At 50.6% G+C, this 14960-nt stretch carries 13 protein-coding genes; 9 read left to right on the top strand and 4 right to left on the bottom strand.

Features of this window, described 5'->3' with window-relative positions:
* The first annotated feature begins 95 nt into the window (after positions 1 to 95).
* The 5 genes from A0W33_RS17310 to A0W33_RS17285 all read left to right on the top strand — a co-directional run bounded on the left by A0W33_RS17310 (position 96) and on the right by A0W33_RS17285 (position 6153).
* Positions 96 to 2333, top strand: coding sequence for an ATP-dependent helicase (locus A0W33_RS17310; protein WP_068839345.1), 2238 nt, complete (start codon positions 96 to 98; stop codon positions 2331 to 2333).
* A gap of 157 nt (positions 2334 to 2490) precedes the next feature.
* Positions 2491 to 3165 carry a DUF4290 domain-containing protein gene (locus A0W33_RS17305; RefSeq protein ID WP_068839344.1) on the top strand — a complete coding sequence of 225 codons (675 nt, stop codon included), beginning with the start codon at positions 2491 to 2493 and terminating at the stop codon, positions 3163 to 3165.
* 3 nt (positions 3166 to 3168) lie between these two features.
* Positions 3169 to 4473, top strand: coding sequence for a UDP-N-acetylglucosamine 1-carboxyvinyltransferase (murA, locus tag A0W33_RS17300; protein WP_068839343.1), 1305 nt, complete (start codon positions 3169 to 3171; stop codon positions 4471 to 4473).
* A 767-nt stretch (positions 4474 to 5240) separates the two neighbouring features.
* Complete coding sequence (locus tag A0W33_RS17290) at positions 5241 to 5648, top strand: hypothetical protein (RefSeq protein WP_068839341.1); 408 nt, start codon at positions 5241 to 5243, stop codon at positions 5646 to 5648.
* 106 nt (positions 5649 to 5754) lie between these two features.
* Positions 5755 to 6153 (top strand): hypothetical protein, encoded by a 399-nt coding sequence (locus tag A0W33_RS17285; protein ID WP_068839340.1) that lies wholly within the window; start codon positions 5755 to 5757, stop codon positions 6151 to 6153.
* A gap of 157 nt (positions 6154 to 6310) precedes the next feature.
* Here A0W33_RS17285 and A0W33_RS17280 read toward each other — a convergent pair whose 3' ends face one another.
* On the bottom strand, positions 6311 to 7510 hold the full coding sequence (locus A0W33_RS17280; RefSeq protein WP_068839339.1) for a THUMP domain-containing class I SAM-dependent RNA methyltransferase: 1200 nt from the start codon (positions 7508 to 7510) through the stop codon (positions 6311 to 6313).
* 301 nt (positions 7511 to 7811) lie between these two features.
* Here A0W33_RS17280 and A0W33_RS17275 point away from each other — a divergent pair, with 301 nt between their 5' ends.
* The 3 genes from A0W33_RS17275 to A0W33_RS17265 all read left to right on the top strand — a co-directional run bounded on the left by A0W33_RS17275 (position 7812) and on the right by A0W33_RS17265 (position 11628).
* Positions 7812 to 9560, top strand: coding sequence for a sodium:solute symporter family protein (locus A0W33_RS17275; protein ID WP_068839338.1), 1749 nt, complete (start codon positions 7812 to 7814; stop codon positions 9558 to 9560).
* A 450-nt stretch (positions 9561 to 10010) separates the two neighbouring features.
* Positions 10011 to 11027, top strand: coding sequence for a UDP-N-acetylmuramate dehydrogenase (murB, locus tag A0W33_RS17270; RefSeq protein WP_068839337.1), 1017 nt, complete (start codon positions 10011 to 10013; stop codon positions 11025 to 11027).
* Between the two features lie 91 nt (positions 11028 to 11118).
* Positions 11119 to 11628 (top strand): hypothetical protein, encoded by a 510-nt coding sequence (locus tag A0W33_RS17265; protein ID WP_068839336.1) that lies wholly within the window; start codon positions 11119 to 11121, stop codon positions 11626 to 11628.
* Positions 11629 to 11687: 59 nt separating this feature from the next.
* On the opposite strand, the gene A0W33_RS17260 is transcribed toward A0W33_RS17265, so the two are convergent.
* From A0W33_RS17260 to A0W33_RS17250, 3 genes are all read right to left on the bottom strand, one after another.
* Positions 11688 to 12602, bottom strand: a complete 915-nt coding sequence (locus A0W33_RS17260; protein ID WP_068840212.1) for a YihY/virulence factor BrkB family protein — start codon at positions 12600 to 12602, stop codon at positions 11688 to 11690.
* Positions 12603 to 12697: 95 nt separating this feature from the next.
* Complete coding sequence (locus A0W33_RS17255) at positions 12698 to 13369, bottom strand: nitroreductase family protein (protein WP_068839335.1); 672 nt, start codon at positions 13367 to 13369, stop codon at positions 12698 to 12700.
* A gap of 55 nt (positions 13370 to 13424) precedes the next feature.
* Positions 13425 to 14138: a class I SAM-dependent methyltransferase gene (locus A0W33_RS17250; protein ID WP_068839334.1), complete on the bottom strand. Its 714-nt coding sequence runs from the start codon at positions 14136 to 14138 to the stop codon at positions 13425 to 13427.
* 227 nt (positions 14139 to 14365) lie between these two features.
* Here A0W33_RS17250 and A0W33_RS17245 point away from each other — a divergent pair, with 227 nt between their 5' ends.
* Entirely contained in the window at positions 14366 to 14899 is a 534-nt protein-coding gene (locus A0W33_RS17245; protein WP_068839333.1) for a DinB family protein, read from the top strand.
* Positions 14900 to 14960: the final 61 nt, after the last annotated feature.

The raw sequence follows: 14960 nt of genomic DNA, 5'->3' as shown, positions 1-14960 counted from the left end.
ACCTGAGCGGCCAAGGAAACAAGGGGCGGCGTTCTGAAAAAGGAATTGTATTTCGTAAATTGCACAGGTTTAAAGACGCACGCGGAAGAGAAGAAATGGATCATTTAAGTTTATTGAACGAGTCGCAACGCCAGGCGGTCCTGCACAAAGAAGGGGCAGCCATGATTATTGCCGGTGCCGGCTCAGGCAAAACACGGGTACTCACCTACCGGATCGCTCAGCTGATTGACAGCGGAGTAGACCCTTTTAATATTCTGGCACTTACTTTTACAAATAAGGCGGCAAAGGAAATGCGCCACCGTATTGAGAAAGTGATCGGCAACAACGCAAAGAATATCTGGATGGGCACGTTCCACTCGGTGTTCTCGCGCATCCTGCGTGCCGAGGCCGACAAGCTCGGCTATCCGAAGAGCTTCACGATTTACGATACGGACGACTCCAAAACGCTCATCCGCAACATTGTGAAGGAGCTGAACCTCGACGACAAGTTGTACAAGCCAAACGTGGTTCTGGGCCGAATCTCGTCTGCCAAGAACAAGCTGATCTCGGTGCGTCAGTACCTCAATGATGCCACCATTCAGGCCGACGATGAGGCCGCGATGCGTCCGAAAATCGGCAAGATCTACGAGCTGTACCAGAACCGCCTGTTCAAGGCGGGTTCTATGGACTTCGACGACCTGCTCTTTAACACCAACGTGCTGTTTAAGGAGCACCCGGATGCGCTGAACAAGTACCAGAACATGTTCCATTATGTGATGGTGGATGAGTACCAGGATACAAACTACTCGCAGTACCTGATCACGCGCAAACTGGCAGCCAAAAACCAGAACATTGTGGTGGTGGGTGATGATGCCCAGTCGATCTACGCGTTCCGTGGCGCCGATATCCAGAACATCCTCAACTTTGAGCGCGACTATCCGGACCTGCAGGTGTTTAAGCTGGAGCAGAACTACCGCTCTACCAAGAATATCGTGCACGCCGCCAACTCAGTGATCAAGCACAACCAGGCGCAGCTGCGCAAGGACGTGTTTACCGACAATGAGGAAGGCACGCTGATTGAGGTGATAAAGGCCAACTCCGACAACGAGGAAGGCAAACTGGTGGCGACGACTATTTTCGAGGATAAGATGAGCAATCACCTCTCCTACGACGACTTCGCCATACTTTACCGCACCAACGCCCAGTCGCGTGCGATGGAGGAAGCACTCCGCCGCATGAACATCAAGTATAAAATCATCGGTGGTCTGTCGTTTTACCAGCGTAAGGAAATCAAGGACCTGATCGCCTACCTGCGCCTGACGGTGAACCCGAACGACGAGCAGGCGTTCCGCCGTGTAATCAACTACCCGAAGCGCGGTATTGGTGACACCACCGTGCAGAAGCTGTTCGTTACGGCCAGCGACATCAACCACAGTGTGTGGGAAGTAGTGCAGAATGCCACCGAATTCCTGGGCAATCGGGCCGGTACCGCCATCGAGAGCTTCTCGGTGATGATCCGCGATTTTGCCCGCATTGCCCAGAACAGCGATGCGTTTGAGGTGGCCAAGCACATAGCCAAGCACTCCGGCATTGTGGACGATCTGTACCAGGATAAAACCGTGGAAGGCCTGGCCCGTTATGAGAATATCCAGGAATTGCTGAATGGTATAAAGGAATATGTCGATGATCCGGAAAAGGAGGACAAGAGCCTGGATGCGTTCCTGCAGGACATTGCCCTGATCACCGATGCCGATACCAAGGCTGATGACGATGGCGAATTTGTGACGCTTATGACGATTCACTCTGCTAAGGGCCTGGAGTTTCCGAACGTTTTCATTGTGGGCATGGAGGAAAACCTGTTCCCGAGTCAGATGATGCTGAACTCGCGCGCCGACCTGGAAGAAGAGCGCCGCCTGTTTTACGTGGCCATCACCCGCGCTGAAAAAAAACTGTACTTAACTTACGCCACCAGCCGCTACCAGTGGGGCAATTTGCGCTCCTGCGAGAAAAGCCGCTTTATCGAGGAGATCGACCCAAAGTTCATCAACTTCAAGTATGGCGACAGCAATTCAGCCGGTAACGTGTTCGACCGCGTACTGCAGCGCAAAAGCAATTTAGTGGCGCCCGCGCCGCGCAAGCAGGTAGCAAGCAACTACACCGCCCCTGCCGATTTCAAGCCAAGCGACACCGCCAACCTGGCCGCCGGCATGAAGGTAGAGCACCCGAAATTCGGATTCGGCGTAGTCGCCAAAATGGACACGCAGGGCAACAGCACCAAAGCCATTATTAACTTTGATGAGGTAGGCGAGAAAACGCTGCTCCTAAGCTTTGCAAAGCTTAAAATCCACAGCTAATTAATTACGAATTAAGAATTACGAATTAAAAATGGTTACAAGTTTAAGAAGTAACCGTAACACATGATTTTATACTTCACTTACTCATTTAGAAGTATAATTTTTAATTCGCGATTTTTAACTCGTAATTCGTAATTCTTAATTCGTAATTGAAAGTATGGAAGCTAGTACCTCATTTAAACAAGACCTTCTGCTGCGTGAATACGGCCGCAATGTGCAGGATCTGGTAAACTATATCACCAAGCTGGAAGATCGCAGTGAGCGCACGCGCCAGTCGCAGTTGCTCATAAACCTGATGGCCAAGCTGAACCCGCAATTGCGCGACACGCAGGACTACCAGCAGAAACTGTGGAACCACCTCTATGTGATGTCTGGCTCTACGTTGGATGTGGATGCCCCTTACCCGCTCAGCGCAATGGAGTACCTGAACGACAAGCCGCAGAAGATGGAGTACCCCATTGATACGCCCAAGTATAAGCACTACGGCAAAAACGTGGAGCTACTGGTGCAGCGAGCCCTGGAGACAGAAGACGAGAAAGAGCGTGAGGCAGCCATAATCTCCATCGGCAAGCTGATGAAGACCTTGTACAAATCGTACAACCGCGAGAATATTACGGATGATGTGATTCTGGGCGATATTCGTGAGATTTCGAAAGGAAAGCTGGACATGGACCTGGCTTACATCGAGAGCAACAACCTGTTTGAGTCAAACATCAAGCAGCAGGACAACAGCAGCAACAACTACCAGCAGCGCCCGCAAAACCAGAATAATAACAACAACCCGCGCAACAACAAAAAGACAAACCGTTCCTCCAATCCTAGAAATAAATAATACATGGCTTCTTTTGAAGTAATAGGCGGCAATAAACTTAAAGGCAACATTTACCCACAGGGTGCCAAGAACGAGGCGCTCCAGATTCTGTGCGCCGTTTTACTGACCGCTGAACCTGTTACCATCTCCAATGTTCCGGACATTCGGGATGTAAATAAACTAATTGAATTACTGCGTGACATGGGTGTGAAAGTGGTGCAAAACGCCGCCGACACCTATACCTTCACCGCAGACGATGTGAACCTGGACTACCTCGAAACAGAGCAGTTTGTGGAGCAGGGCCGCGCTATCCGTGGGTCCGTGATGATTGTAGGGCCGCTGTTGGCGCGCTTTGGGCAGGCAAAAATGCCGAAGCCGGGTGGCGACAAGATTGGCCGCCGCCGCCTCGATACCCATTTTATCGGTCTGGAAAAACTGGGCGCACGCTTTAATTACGATACACCAGATGTTTTCTACAGCGCCACCGCCGACCGCCTGAAAGGCGCTTACATGCTGCTGGACGAAGCATCCGTAACCGGCACGGCTAACATCGTGATGGCTGGCGTACTGGCCGAAGGTATTACCACCATTTATAACGCCGCCTGCGAGCCGTACGTGCAGCAGCTGTGCCGCATGCTGAACCGCATGGGCGCTAAAATCAGCGGCATTGGTTCTAACCTGATTGTGGTAGAAGGCGTTGAGCAGCTGCATGGCACCGAACACCGCATGCTGCCCGACATGATTGAGATCGGCTCGTTTATCGGTATGGCCGGCATGACGGGTTCCGAAATTACCATCAAGAACTGCCAGATCCCAGAACTGGGCTTGATCCCGGACACGTTCCAGCGCCTGGGCATCAAAATGGAATTCCGGGGCGATGACATCTTTATCCCGGAGCAGGACCGCTACGAAGTGGACACCTACATCGACGGCAGCATCCTGAACATCTCCGACCACACCTGGCCCGGCCTCACCCCTGACTTGCTGAGCGTGGCGCTCGTAACAGCTACCCAGGCAAAAGGCACGGTGCTGATTCACCAGAAAATGTTTGAGAGCCGCCTGTTCTTTGTGGACAAACTCATCGACATGGGTGCCCAGATTATACTTTGCGACCCGCACCGCGCTACCGTAATCGGCATGAACAAGCAGATTCCGTTGCGTGGCATTCGCATGACCTCCCCTGACATTCGCGCTGGTGTGGCGCTGCTAATCGCCGCCCTCTCCGCTGAAGGCAAAAGCGTGATCGATAACGTAGAGCAGATAGACCGTGGCTACCAGAACATCGATGGCCGCTTAAACGCAATCGGCGCACAGATCAGAAGGATTTAATTTCAAGGTTATACTTCCAACAGTAGCGGGGGCACTTTTTACAAGGTGCCCCCGCTGCTGTTTTGCGGATATAGCTGGTGGTAACGCAACTCTGAATAAATATGAAATGCTACACTTTTATACTACCTTATCAGGCGAAATACAGCATTGATAAACAGCGAACCAGTTACGCACATAGTGCAGATAAGCGTATGTTGTCGTTTAGCAGGTAGTTAGCAGGTATTTCAAATATGGATAAATAGCTTTAAAATCACATGGGTTATTAAATAGATTCTTATTCTATAAAATTCTTGTTTTTGTTTTTTGGGTCAAAACCAGAGACACACAGGAGTGGTCAGCTATGTTTATCTTATCATTTTTGATATGTATAAATATTGGCACTCTCTATTCAATTGTAAAAGCGACAATCCTACCTTCAATTCATTTTGAGTCCCCTATTAATTATGTGATAATTGGCAGTTTAGTAATGGGAGCCAATTACTTCTATTTCATTCGAAATGATAGATTTAGAAAAATAATGGACGAATTCGAAAAGGACTCAATTGCTAATAGCTCTTTATGCACAACACTGACGCTACTATACTTGCTTATAACTTTCTATAGTATGTATTATTTTGGGGAAAAGGTGCGAGAGATAAACAATCCCAATTGGTAAAAATCATTTTTAGAAAAAAACCAACTGCTAACCCAGCACATAAGTTATGCATCGGCTACGCCTTGCTCACCTTATGTACAAACCGTTATAAGCCATCTCTGCATTGAATAATATGGAACAAGATGCCTTTTCAAATATTGTTAGAGCTTACATAAGTAAGGTACACCCGATTTTCCTTGAGAGTATTTCTTACCAAGCAGATGGGTCATTTGATTGTACCTTGAAAAATGCTAAAGGAGAGTTTTCGGTATGGATTGCAACCTACAATTCTGAAGTTACTTTAGGTCTACAAGCTGCGGATGGTAATTCTGACTGTCATACTCATATGAGTTTTTACGGGGAAAAGCCTACTGAACAACTTGAGGCTATGAAAAATCATTTAGAAAAGATATTCTCAAACAAGTTACTTTTCATGCAAAGTTCTCTTTCTGGTTATAGTTGGACTGATAACATTGAACACGCATTGAAAAAAATGAAGAAAAACGAATCAATAAAATTCTTTAAGTGGGATGAATCATAAACATTATTAAAGCAGGGAGCAAAAAAGACAAACCTACAACAATGCCTAAACGTCAGACTTCAGTTTATGGTCTCGCCCGTCGTTTAGCCTAGCCTTTGAACCAAAAATGAAACTTCACAACCGCCTTCTGCTCCTACTGCTATTGTCAGCGCTGATTGGTTGCAGAGCAAAATATGTCGTTGGGAATGAAAGAAGGTACACACAGAATTTAAAAGATGCATTCGTCAATGACTTCAAGACGATTAGTTTTTGCGAATGCCTGAAAGCAGGAAACGATTATAAGACATCAGAAGATGTGAGCTGCCGCTATCCTGATTATCTATATACTGAAGGGGATGTCATCAAAAACCTAATTCAAGTTGAGCAAGGCAAGATAACACGTGATTCCATAGATAGAATAGGACGTGTGGCCGAAGGAATGGAAGGTAAAAGAGTAGTAGAGATTTGCATGGAATTTTATCAAAGCAAAGCACTTGATTCCGTTGCCCGATCACGATTCAGATAGAGGAACAGGCAATGAGGAAGCTTTAGTATTGGACTTTTGAAGCAGCCGCAAACCAAAACCCGATGCACCAGCAAAACTGAATTTCAGGAGGAAGAAAGCAACCAACTCCATAGAAAAGAAAACCAGCCCCGGCAAGTATAGCCGGGGCTGGTTCGCTTTATACTTCCCCTTCTGTCTCCGCCTTGCTCTCCCCTCCTTTGCGGCTCCCGCGGTACAACTCATACTTGAGCAGGCGGCACTCTATGGAGCCATTGTAGAGCGGAATGCGGCGCGAGGTGCGCAGACCTACATTTTTGGCAGCGTCCAGGTTGCCCGTCAGCACAAAGGCATCGTAGCCCTGGTAGTTTTTCTTCAGCGTATCGCCAATGTTCTTGTAAAGCTCGTTGATGTCGTCGGATTGGATGCGTTCGTTATAAGGCGGGTTCATCACCACCACCCCTTCTGCTGATGGTGCTGTAGTTTCGAAGAAGTCAGCCTGCTTCACCTGTATCACGTGCTCCAAACCAGCATTCTCAATGTTGCCCAGTGCCGCATCAATGTAATCGGCATCCAAATCATAACCAAGTATCTGTGCCTGCGGCGCATCTTTCGCCTTGGCCTCTGCCGTTGTCCAGACCATCTTCAGCAGGTCTTCGTTGTAATCTTTCCACTTCTCGAAGCCGTAGGGGTCGCGGCGGTACAGCCCCGGGGCAATGTTCTGCGCCATCATGGCTGCTTCAATCAGCAATGTGCCGGATCCGCACATTGGGTCTACGAAAGGCGATTTTTTATCCCAACCAGAAAGGCCAATGATACCGGCAGCCAATACCTCGTTTAGCGGGGCCACGTTTGTTTGCAGGCGGTAGCCACGGCGGTGCAGCGAGTCGCCCGACGAATCGAGCGAAAGCGTGACAAGGTTCTCGTGCATGTGCAGGTTCAGGCGAACATCCGGACGAATGCGGTCTACCGATGGCCGCTCCCCGGTTTTATTGCGGAACTGATCCACAATAGCGTCTTTCGTAAGCTGCGACACATAAAGCGAGTGCTCAAAGGTGGAGTGGCTTACCACGGCATCGATGGCGAAGGTCATACTTACATCCAGGATATCGGCCCAGTTTATCTTCTGCACCTGCTCGTACAGGTTCTTCTCGTCGCGGGCCTTGAACTGGTAAATCGGCTTTAACACGCGAATGGCAGTGCGGCACCACAGGTTTGCCTCGTATAGCTGCCGCTGGTTTCCGGAGCAGGTAACGGCACGGTTTCCAACTTTTATAAACTCCATATCCAGCGCCTGTAGCTCCTCAGCCAGTATTTCCTCCAGGCCCGTGAGCGTGGTAACGGTGATGTTAAAATTCTCGGTTTGATTCTTCTTCGCCATGTAGCAATACCTTAATTATGTTACAAAGGTAGCATTTCAGGCGGTAAGTTCCCGGGTGCATTTACCTGGGCCGCCTGCGCAAGTATAAACTACGCCCTTACGCCTGTTTTTGCTGCCACAGCCGCACTGCGCTCACATAAAAGCTTATACTTATCACAACTCTTCAAAAGGGTGCATATTTGGAGAAATCTTAAATTCGACATTAGCTTTTATCTATATGCTGCTTTTCTTAATTTGGGCAGCTTTAGCCAGACCGTCTATCGGTCAGGCACACCGTTATTTACACATTTAAACTTTCTTCATGCATCTCGACCTGATCGACTGGATCGTTATTGGCGCTTTCGGTTTGCTTACGCTCGTAATTGGCCTTAGCTACACCGGCAAGGCCAGCGGAAGTATGGCTAACTTCTTTTTAGGTGGCCGCAACCTCACCTGGTGGGTGGCGGGCACCTCTATGGTGGCTACCACCTTTGCCGCCGACACGCCGCTGGCTGTAACCGAACTGGTGGCGCAAAGCGGCATATCGGGCAACTGGCTCTGGTGGAACATGCTGCTGGGCGGCCTGCTCACCACCTTTTTCTTTGCCCGCTTGTGGCGCCGCGCCGGCATTATCACCGACCTGGAGTTTATTGAGATGCGCTACTCCGGCAAACCAGCCTCCTTTCTGCGCGGTTTCCGGGCCATCTACCTTGGCATTTTCATGAACAGTCTGATTATCGGCTGGGTGAATGTGGCGCTGATGTCGATTATAGAAGTGTTTTTTGAAGTGCCGAAGAGCGAGCAGCTAGTGTATGTCGGACTGGCGATGTTAGTAGTGGTCGCCTACTCCTCCATGTCCGGTTTGCTGGGTGTAGCCATCACAGATGTAATTCAATTTGTGATAGCGATGGTGGGCTGCATCATTCTGGCGGTGCTGGTGGTTAACTCCGAACAGATCGGCGGCATTGGGGGATTGAAGGACAAGTTACCGGCCGCCACCCTGGATTACTTCCCGAATGTGAGCAGCGGCTCCGAAATCGGGCAGACGCTTACCCTTTCACTGGGTGCTTTCCTGGCGTTCACCACTGTTCAGTGGTGGGCCAGCTGGTACCCGGGCAACGAGCCGGGCGGTGGCGGATACATCGCGCAGCGCATGATGAGCACCAAAAACGAGAAGCACGCGCTGTACGCTACCCTCCTGTTCCAGATCGGCCACTACTGCATTCGTCCGTGGCCCTGGATCCTGGTGGCGCTATCGGCCCTGGTTTTATACCCTAACCTGGGTGCGGGTGAAGAGCGGTTGGGCTTTGTGATGGCCATGAAAGACTTTCTGCCACCCGGCCTGAAAGGGCTTTTGCTGGTTGCCTTCTTCGCCGCTTATATGAGCACCATTTCCACCCAGCTTAACTGGGGCGCCAGCTACATCATCAACGATTTCTATGGCCGGTTCATCAAACCCAACGCCAGTCAGAAAGAACTGGTTTCGGCTTCACGCGTGACCACGCTTTTGTTGATGATCGTATCCCTGGCTGTCACTACACAAATCACCTCCATTGCTGCTGTGTGGGCCTTTATTATGGAGACAGGTGCCGGCCTTGGCCTAGTGCTGATCCTTCGCTGGTACTGGTGGCGCATCAATGCCTGGAGCGAGATCATGGCTACCATTGCACCCTTTGTGGGCTATAGCGTGGCGAAGTTTATACTTGGATGGGAGTTCCCGGATAGCTTCTTCCTGACTGTAGGCTTCACTACCATTGTTTGGATTGTGGCTACCTACGCCACACGTCCGACGCCTGAAAGTAAGCTGCAGGCCTTCTATGAGAAAATACAACCGGATGGTGCTTGGGCGCCTGTGCGTAAATCGCTGGGCCTGCCCAAGCCGAGAACCAAAGTATACCACCTGCTGGTTGCTTGGATTTCAGCCGTGGTAATGGTCTACTCCACCCTCTTCTTCATTGGCGACCTGATCTTCCAGAATTACGAGCGCTTCGCCTTGTTTTTTGGCACCGCCCTGCTTGGCTTGTTCATGATGCTGCTAATGTCGAAGAAAGTGAAGTTCTTTCAGGATTAACGCAGTGTGATTTCTGAGTTAGTAGTTCTGAGTCCTGAGTTATGAAGCATAAATTCCCACTAGTTGGGGATTTATGCTTTGCGGCTGATTCTGGTTGCGCAAGCAAAACAAAACCCAGCAGACAACTTCTGGCGCAAGCGTCCGCTTGTGCCTTGCGGCGGCAAAAGGCTTCATATCACGCTGAGTACTGTCATCTCGAATAAAGTGCGAGATCCTTTTAGAATTCCGGATAGATTTCTCCTATCGTCGGGATGACAGAACAGGGTAGGTAGTTGAAATTGAATATACTTCAGCACGAAAGTTTCGTGCACGACAGCACAGGCGGATGCCTACGCCAGGGGTTCCGGAGTTGGTGAAGCAAGCGTATCATCGGCTGCGCCAGCGTTAGAACTTTCAGAATCAACTCGGAAGTCGGAGCCCAAAGCCTTATATTTGCACCAAATCTTGTGTATGGAACTGCAAAAAAACTACCCGCTTAAGTCGCACAATACCTTTGGCATGGAGGTTACCGCCAGGCTTTTTGCCCGCTTCGCATCGGTGCAGGAGTTGCAGGAGCTGCTGCAGATGCCAGAGGTAAAGCAGGCCGAGAAACTTGTTCTTGGCGGCGGCAGCAACCTGCTGCTTACCCAGGATTTCGACGGAGTGGTACTGCAGAACGGCATCAAGGGCATCGAAACAGTAGCCGAAACGGAGCAGCAGGTTTACTTGAAGGCAGGAGGTGGCGAAGTATGGCATGAGTTTGTGCAGTATGCGCTGCAGCAGAACCTGGGCGGCGTGGAGAACCTCTCGCTCATCCCAGGCAGCGTGGGAGCAGCGCCGCTTCAGAACATCGGGGCCTACGGCGTGGAGCTAAAGGATGTGTTTCATGAGTTGGAGGCGGTGCACATGGTAACCGGCGAAGTGCGTACGTTTGATGGCGCTGCCTGCAAATTTGGCTACCGCGAGAGCGTGTTTAAAAACGAGCTGAAGGGACAGTATATCGTCTCCCATGTAACCTTCCGCCTGCACCGCGAGCACTCACTTAACACCAGCTACGGCGCCATCACCACCACACTACAAGAGATGCAGGTACAGCAACCGCGCATTCAGGATGTGAGCGCCGCTGTGTGCCACATCCGCCAAAGCAAACTTCCCGACCCGAAAGAAATCGGCAATGCCGGCAGCTTTTTTAAAAACCCGGAGATCAGCACCGAGCAGTTCGACCAACTACAGCAGGAGTACCCGGCCATTCCCTCCTATCCTATTTCGGAAACAACCGTCAAAGTGCCCGCAGGCTGGCTGATCGAGCAGTGTGGCTGGAAAGGCAAGGTGATACAAAACTACGGCGTGCATAAAAACCAGGCGCTGGTACTTGTGAATTACGGTGGTGCCAGTGGCGCCCATATTCGCCAGCTAGCCTACGATATTATTCAGTCGGTGGAAGATAAGTTCGGCATTCGGCTGCACCCCGAGGTTAACATCCTGTAGCGGGACAGGAACCTCCTGATGTTGCTGGTCCAAGGTCAAAACTATTTATAAAATTCTGCGCTATACCTTCTTATATATCAACAAGAAGATTATGCACACCAGAAAACTACTTTTATACCTAACCCTGCTCCTTTCCTTCAATGTACTCGTGTCCTGCGACAAGGATAAAGAGGAGCCTGAACCAGAAGTTACGAACCGTGAATTACTGATTGCCGATGAATGGCGGGGCGACCGTGCCTTGATAAATGGCGTTAACATAGCCTTGATTCCCGGCGTTGGAGCCCGTGCTCAAACCTTCAATTCGCTGGTGCTAAAGTTCATGGACGACAATACGTACCTGGCTACCTACCTGAATGAAGGGCAGCAGGAAAGCTTCAGGGGAGGCTGGCAACTTAATGCCGATCAAACCAAGCTTACACTGGACATGCTGGGAGAGATGGAAATCGACAAGCTGACCACCACTAATCTGGACGTAACGAGCAACATCAGCACCGACAATATTGCCCTGTTGGCTGAGGTATTCGGGGTAGATGCCACCCTCATCAACATCATAACAGGAGGCGGAAACGTGAATGCTAAGTTGCAATTTGTCAGAGACTAAAAGCACAATATCACTAAAAGGCCAGGCCCGCTCCTCCTAAGGGCAGCGGGCCTGGCCTTTTAGGTATTACTCTCTTTTTCTATTTCCACTGTTTTAACTTTCACGGCATGCTCCTCCGGTTTAATGCCGTGGTCGTGCACGCGGGAGTACACCTGTGTAAACTCTGCCCCGAGCAGGAAGATGATGGACGCATAATACACCCAAACAAGGATCAGCACAAGCGAACCGGCGGCACCATAAGTGTCGGCGAGTGGGTCGTGCTGGAAGTAGATGTTGAGCACATATTTACCGAGCACAAACAAGAGAGCCGTTACCGTGGCGCCCACCCACACATTGGGCCACTTAATTTTGGCATCGGGCAGCACCTTGAAGATACTGGCAAAAATGAGAATGCTGATACAAATGGAGAAGACAATGTTGCCTGCCGTGATCAGGTAAATGGCAATTCCCGAAAACTGCTGCTCAATGTAGTTGTTGATCAGGCCCATCACCACATCCACCGATAGAGAAACCAGCAGCAGGAACCCAAGGCTGATCACCATTGCCAGTGACATGACCCGGTCCAGAATTAACTTAAGCCAGCCCCGCTCGGGCTTGGCCTTAACCTCCCACATGGCATTCAGTGAATCCTGCAAAGCCACAAAAACTGTGGTTGCCGTAAAGATCATCGTAGCCACGCCAATGATGGTACCTACCGTGGTGGCAGAGGACTGGCTGGCGTTCTCCACAATGCTTTGAATCTGCTTGGCGCTGTTCTGCCCCACAATGCCTCCGATCTGGCTGGCCAACTCTCCCCGCACCGCCTCCTCCCCAAAGAAGATACCCGCAATCCGGATGGTAATAATAAGCACGGCCGGCATCGAGAAAATAGTATAGAACCCGATGATGGCGGCATAATCCAGGGGCCTGTCATCGGCAAACTCCTTAAAGGTGCGCTTAACCAGACTCCAGGTTAGCTTAACTTTTTCGTTCATAAGTTTGTACAGTGTTACGATTGCCTTTTGCAAGGCATTTGGTACATCTGTTAAAAATACGTCGCTGAGTGCAGTATGATACCTTTGGCAGGAAATCAGTACCACACCGCCACCTCTTCGAGCGGTTTGCGCTGCAGGTCCGGCACCTGCACCTCGGCGGCGGGATAGCCCACCGGCAACAAAAGAAAGGGACGCTCATTTGCCGGGCGGTTCAGCAGTTTGCTCAGAAAGTTCATGGGGCTGGGGGTATGCGTGAGCGTAACCAGCCCGGCATGGTGAATGGCAGAAATGAGAAAACCGCTCGCTATGCCAACCGATTCAGACACGTAGTAGTTGTTGCGCTTGGTGCCGTCGGCCTTCACGTCGTATGCTTTTTTGAAGACGATGAGCAGCCAGGGAGCTGTTTCCAGGAAAGGCTTCTGCCAATCAGTACCCAGGGGAGCCAGGTCCTCCAGCCACTCCGGGCTCATGCGGCCGCTGTAACTGTCCCGCTCTTCCTTTTCGGCGGCCTCGCGAATCTGCCGCTTCAACACAGGATCCGACACGGCGCAGAAGGTCCAGGGTTGTTTGTGCGCACCCGAGGGCGCTGTGGAGGCGGTAAGAATAAGCTGCTCGATCACCTCACGGGTAACAGGCGCGTCCGAGAAATCGCGGACAGTGCGGCGGTCATCCATGAAAGCATAATATTCCTGCGCTCGCCTCAGTGTTTCCTCGGCAGCGTAGGTTGTGGGGTGATAAGGCACAAATGGGTATGAAGGTGCTGCCATGTGTTCAGTGGTTTTAAGGATAAAGCGCTACAGGATTATTGCTACAATTATGAGCCTACGCGTCAGATAAGGTTAATTTAGCCAGATAGTTACCCGCTTCTCCTTCATACAGCACTTCCAGCTCAAAACCGTACTGGTTGGCGTAGTCCTCCAGGTTAGCGGCATCGATGAAAAGCCAGTTGAACCAGCCGCTTTGCTGGTCTTTATACGTCATGTTATACTTGATCTCCCCGTAGTAGCCGGCGTTCAGGTCGAGCAGCACAGAGCCATCCTCATCCTCAAACATGTACAAGATATCAGCCGACTCAAGCAGGATCTGCCCACCCGGGTTCAGCAAGGATTTAGCATGTTCCAGGAGCCGCTCCAGCCCCAGCAGGTTGCCGGCTATGCCGATGCCGTTCATGAGCAGCAGCAGGGTGTCGTATTTAGGGCCCTGCAGATCGAACACGTCTTTGTGCAGCACCTCCCTTACCCCCTGCCGCTTCATCACCTCCACGGCATTTGCAGAGAAGTCCATAGCCGTCACGTCTACCCCACGCTGCTGCAGCACGAGTGCATGGCATCCCACGCCCGCCCCCACGTCCAGCACCTTTCCACGGCACTCCTCCAGCGCCAGCAGCTCCAGTTCGGGCATCTGGGTTTCTTTTCGGAATAGGTAGGCAACAGGAATCACGTCGTCTTCGGTAAGATTGCTCTCAACCGTTATTTCTGCACCATGCTCGCCGCTTAGATAGGCCAGGGCAGCTACGCCAATAGGGTCGTTGTTCATAAAGAAAAGAAAGGGTAGAATGCTGCAATTTCGCTACAAAAGTGTTCCGAAAAAAATATCAGTCAAATACCTGAAGCGCCCCCCTTCTTATGCAGCTATATGGGAAAATCAAATCGTGTTGCTGCTAAATACCAGCCCGGTATTATTGTGCGTTAAGGTAAAAAGTGTATTTTGCTGTTTCGCAATTTGAATAGATGACCATCAGGCAAGTATAGCCCTAACCGCACATGAACCCAAAACTGGAAGATAAGTACCTGCGCCTGGAGCAAACCCGCAACCGCCTGCTCGACGAACTGGAAAGCCTGGACGAGACGCAACTGAATGCCGCTCCAGCCGAAGAGAAATGGAGCATTAACCAGCACGTGGCCCACCTCACGCTTGTGGACAAAGCCACGCTTGGCAACATACTTTACAAGCTGCAGCACCAGGACCAGTTACAGGACTCCTCGCTGAAGCAGGCAGTGAAGGCGCTGCTGCTGCGGGTAGCCTTGAAATCGGGCAAGAAGTATAGGGCACCCGTGCAGGTTGCCAACGTACCCGCAACCTCTCAATTGCCGGAGCTGCGCCAGGAATGGGACACGGTGCGGTTTCAACTGGAGGATGAACTAACGGCTATGCCCAGGCACGTAATGGGCAAAGGCCTGTTCAAGCACCCCCGGGTCGGCTACCTGACCATAGGGCAAACACTTACCTTTTTACAGGACCACTTTGATCACCACTACCTTATTATCCAAAGCCTTAAATCAGAAATAACAAAGTAAAGGTTTAAGCACGGAATCAACTGGATTCGCTAAACCTGAACTTGCACAAACCTCAAGAGTG

The organism is Pontibacter akesuensis, assembly GCF_001611675.1.
Lineage (GTDB): Bacteria > Bacteroidota > Bacteroidia > Cytophagales > Hymenobacteraceae > Pontibacter > Pontibacter akesuensis.
The sequence above is the reverse complement of the archived record's forward strand: the minus strand, read 5'-3'. Positions and strand labels throughout refer to the sequence as shown.

Excerpts from the sequence above, each read along its gene's own strand:
- A0W33_RS17310 (WP_068839345.1), top strand. The coding sequence starts at position 96 with ATGGATCATTTAAGTTTATTGAACGAGTCGCAACGCCAGGCGGTCCTG.
- A0W33_RS17260 (WP_068840212.1), bottom strand. The coding sequence starts at position 12,602 with ATGAACGAAAAAGTTAAGCTAACCTGGAGTCTGGTTAAGCGCACCTTT.
- A0W33_RS17290 (WP_068839341.1), top strand. The coding sequence starts at position 5,241 with ATGGAACAAGATGCCTTTTCAAATATTGTTAGAGCTTACATAAGTAAG.
- A0W33_RS17280 (WP_068839339.1), bottom strand. The coding sequence starts at position 7,510 with ATGGCGAAGAAGAATCAAACCGAGAATTTTAACATCACCGTTACCACG.
- A0W33_RS17255 (WP_068839335.1), bottom strand. The coding sequence starts at position 13,369 with ATGGCAGCACCTTCATACCCATTTGTGCCTTATCACCCCACAACCTAC.
- A0W33_RS17265 (WP_068839336.1), top strand. The coding sequence starts at position 11,119 with ATGCACACCAGAAAACTACTTTTATACCTAACCCTGCTCCTTTCCTTC.
- A0W33_RS17275 (WP_068839338.1), top strand. The coding sequence starts at position 7,812 with ATGCATCTCGACCTGATCGACTGGATCGTTATTGGCGCTTTCGGTTTG.
- A0W33_RS17285 (WP_068839340.1), top strand. The coding sequence starts at position 5,755 with ATGAAACTTCACAACCGCCTTCTGCTCCTACTGCTATTGTCAGCGCTG.
- murA (WP_068839343.1), top strand. The coding sequence starts at position 3,169 with ATGGCTTCTTTTGAAGTAATAGGCGGCAATAAACTTAAAGGCAACATT.
- murB (WP_068839337.1), top strand. The coding sequence starts at position 10,011 with ATGGAACTGCAAAAAAACTACCCGCTTAAGTCGCACAATACCTTTGGC.
- A0W33_RS17305 (WP_068839344.1), top strand. The coding sequence starts at position 2,491 with ATGGAAGCTAGTACCTCATTTAAACAAGACCTTCTGCTGCGTGAATAC.
- A0W33_RS17250 (WP_068839334.1), bottom strand. The coding sequence starts at position 14,138 with ATGAACAACGACCCTATTGGCGTAGCTGCCCTGGCCTATCTAAGCGGC.
- A0W33_RS17245 (WP_068839333.1), top strand. The coding sequence starts at position 14,366 with ATGAACCCAAAACTGGAAGATAAGTACCTGCGCCTGGAGCAAACCCGC.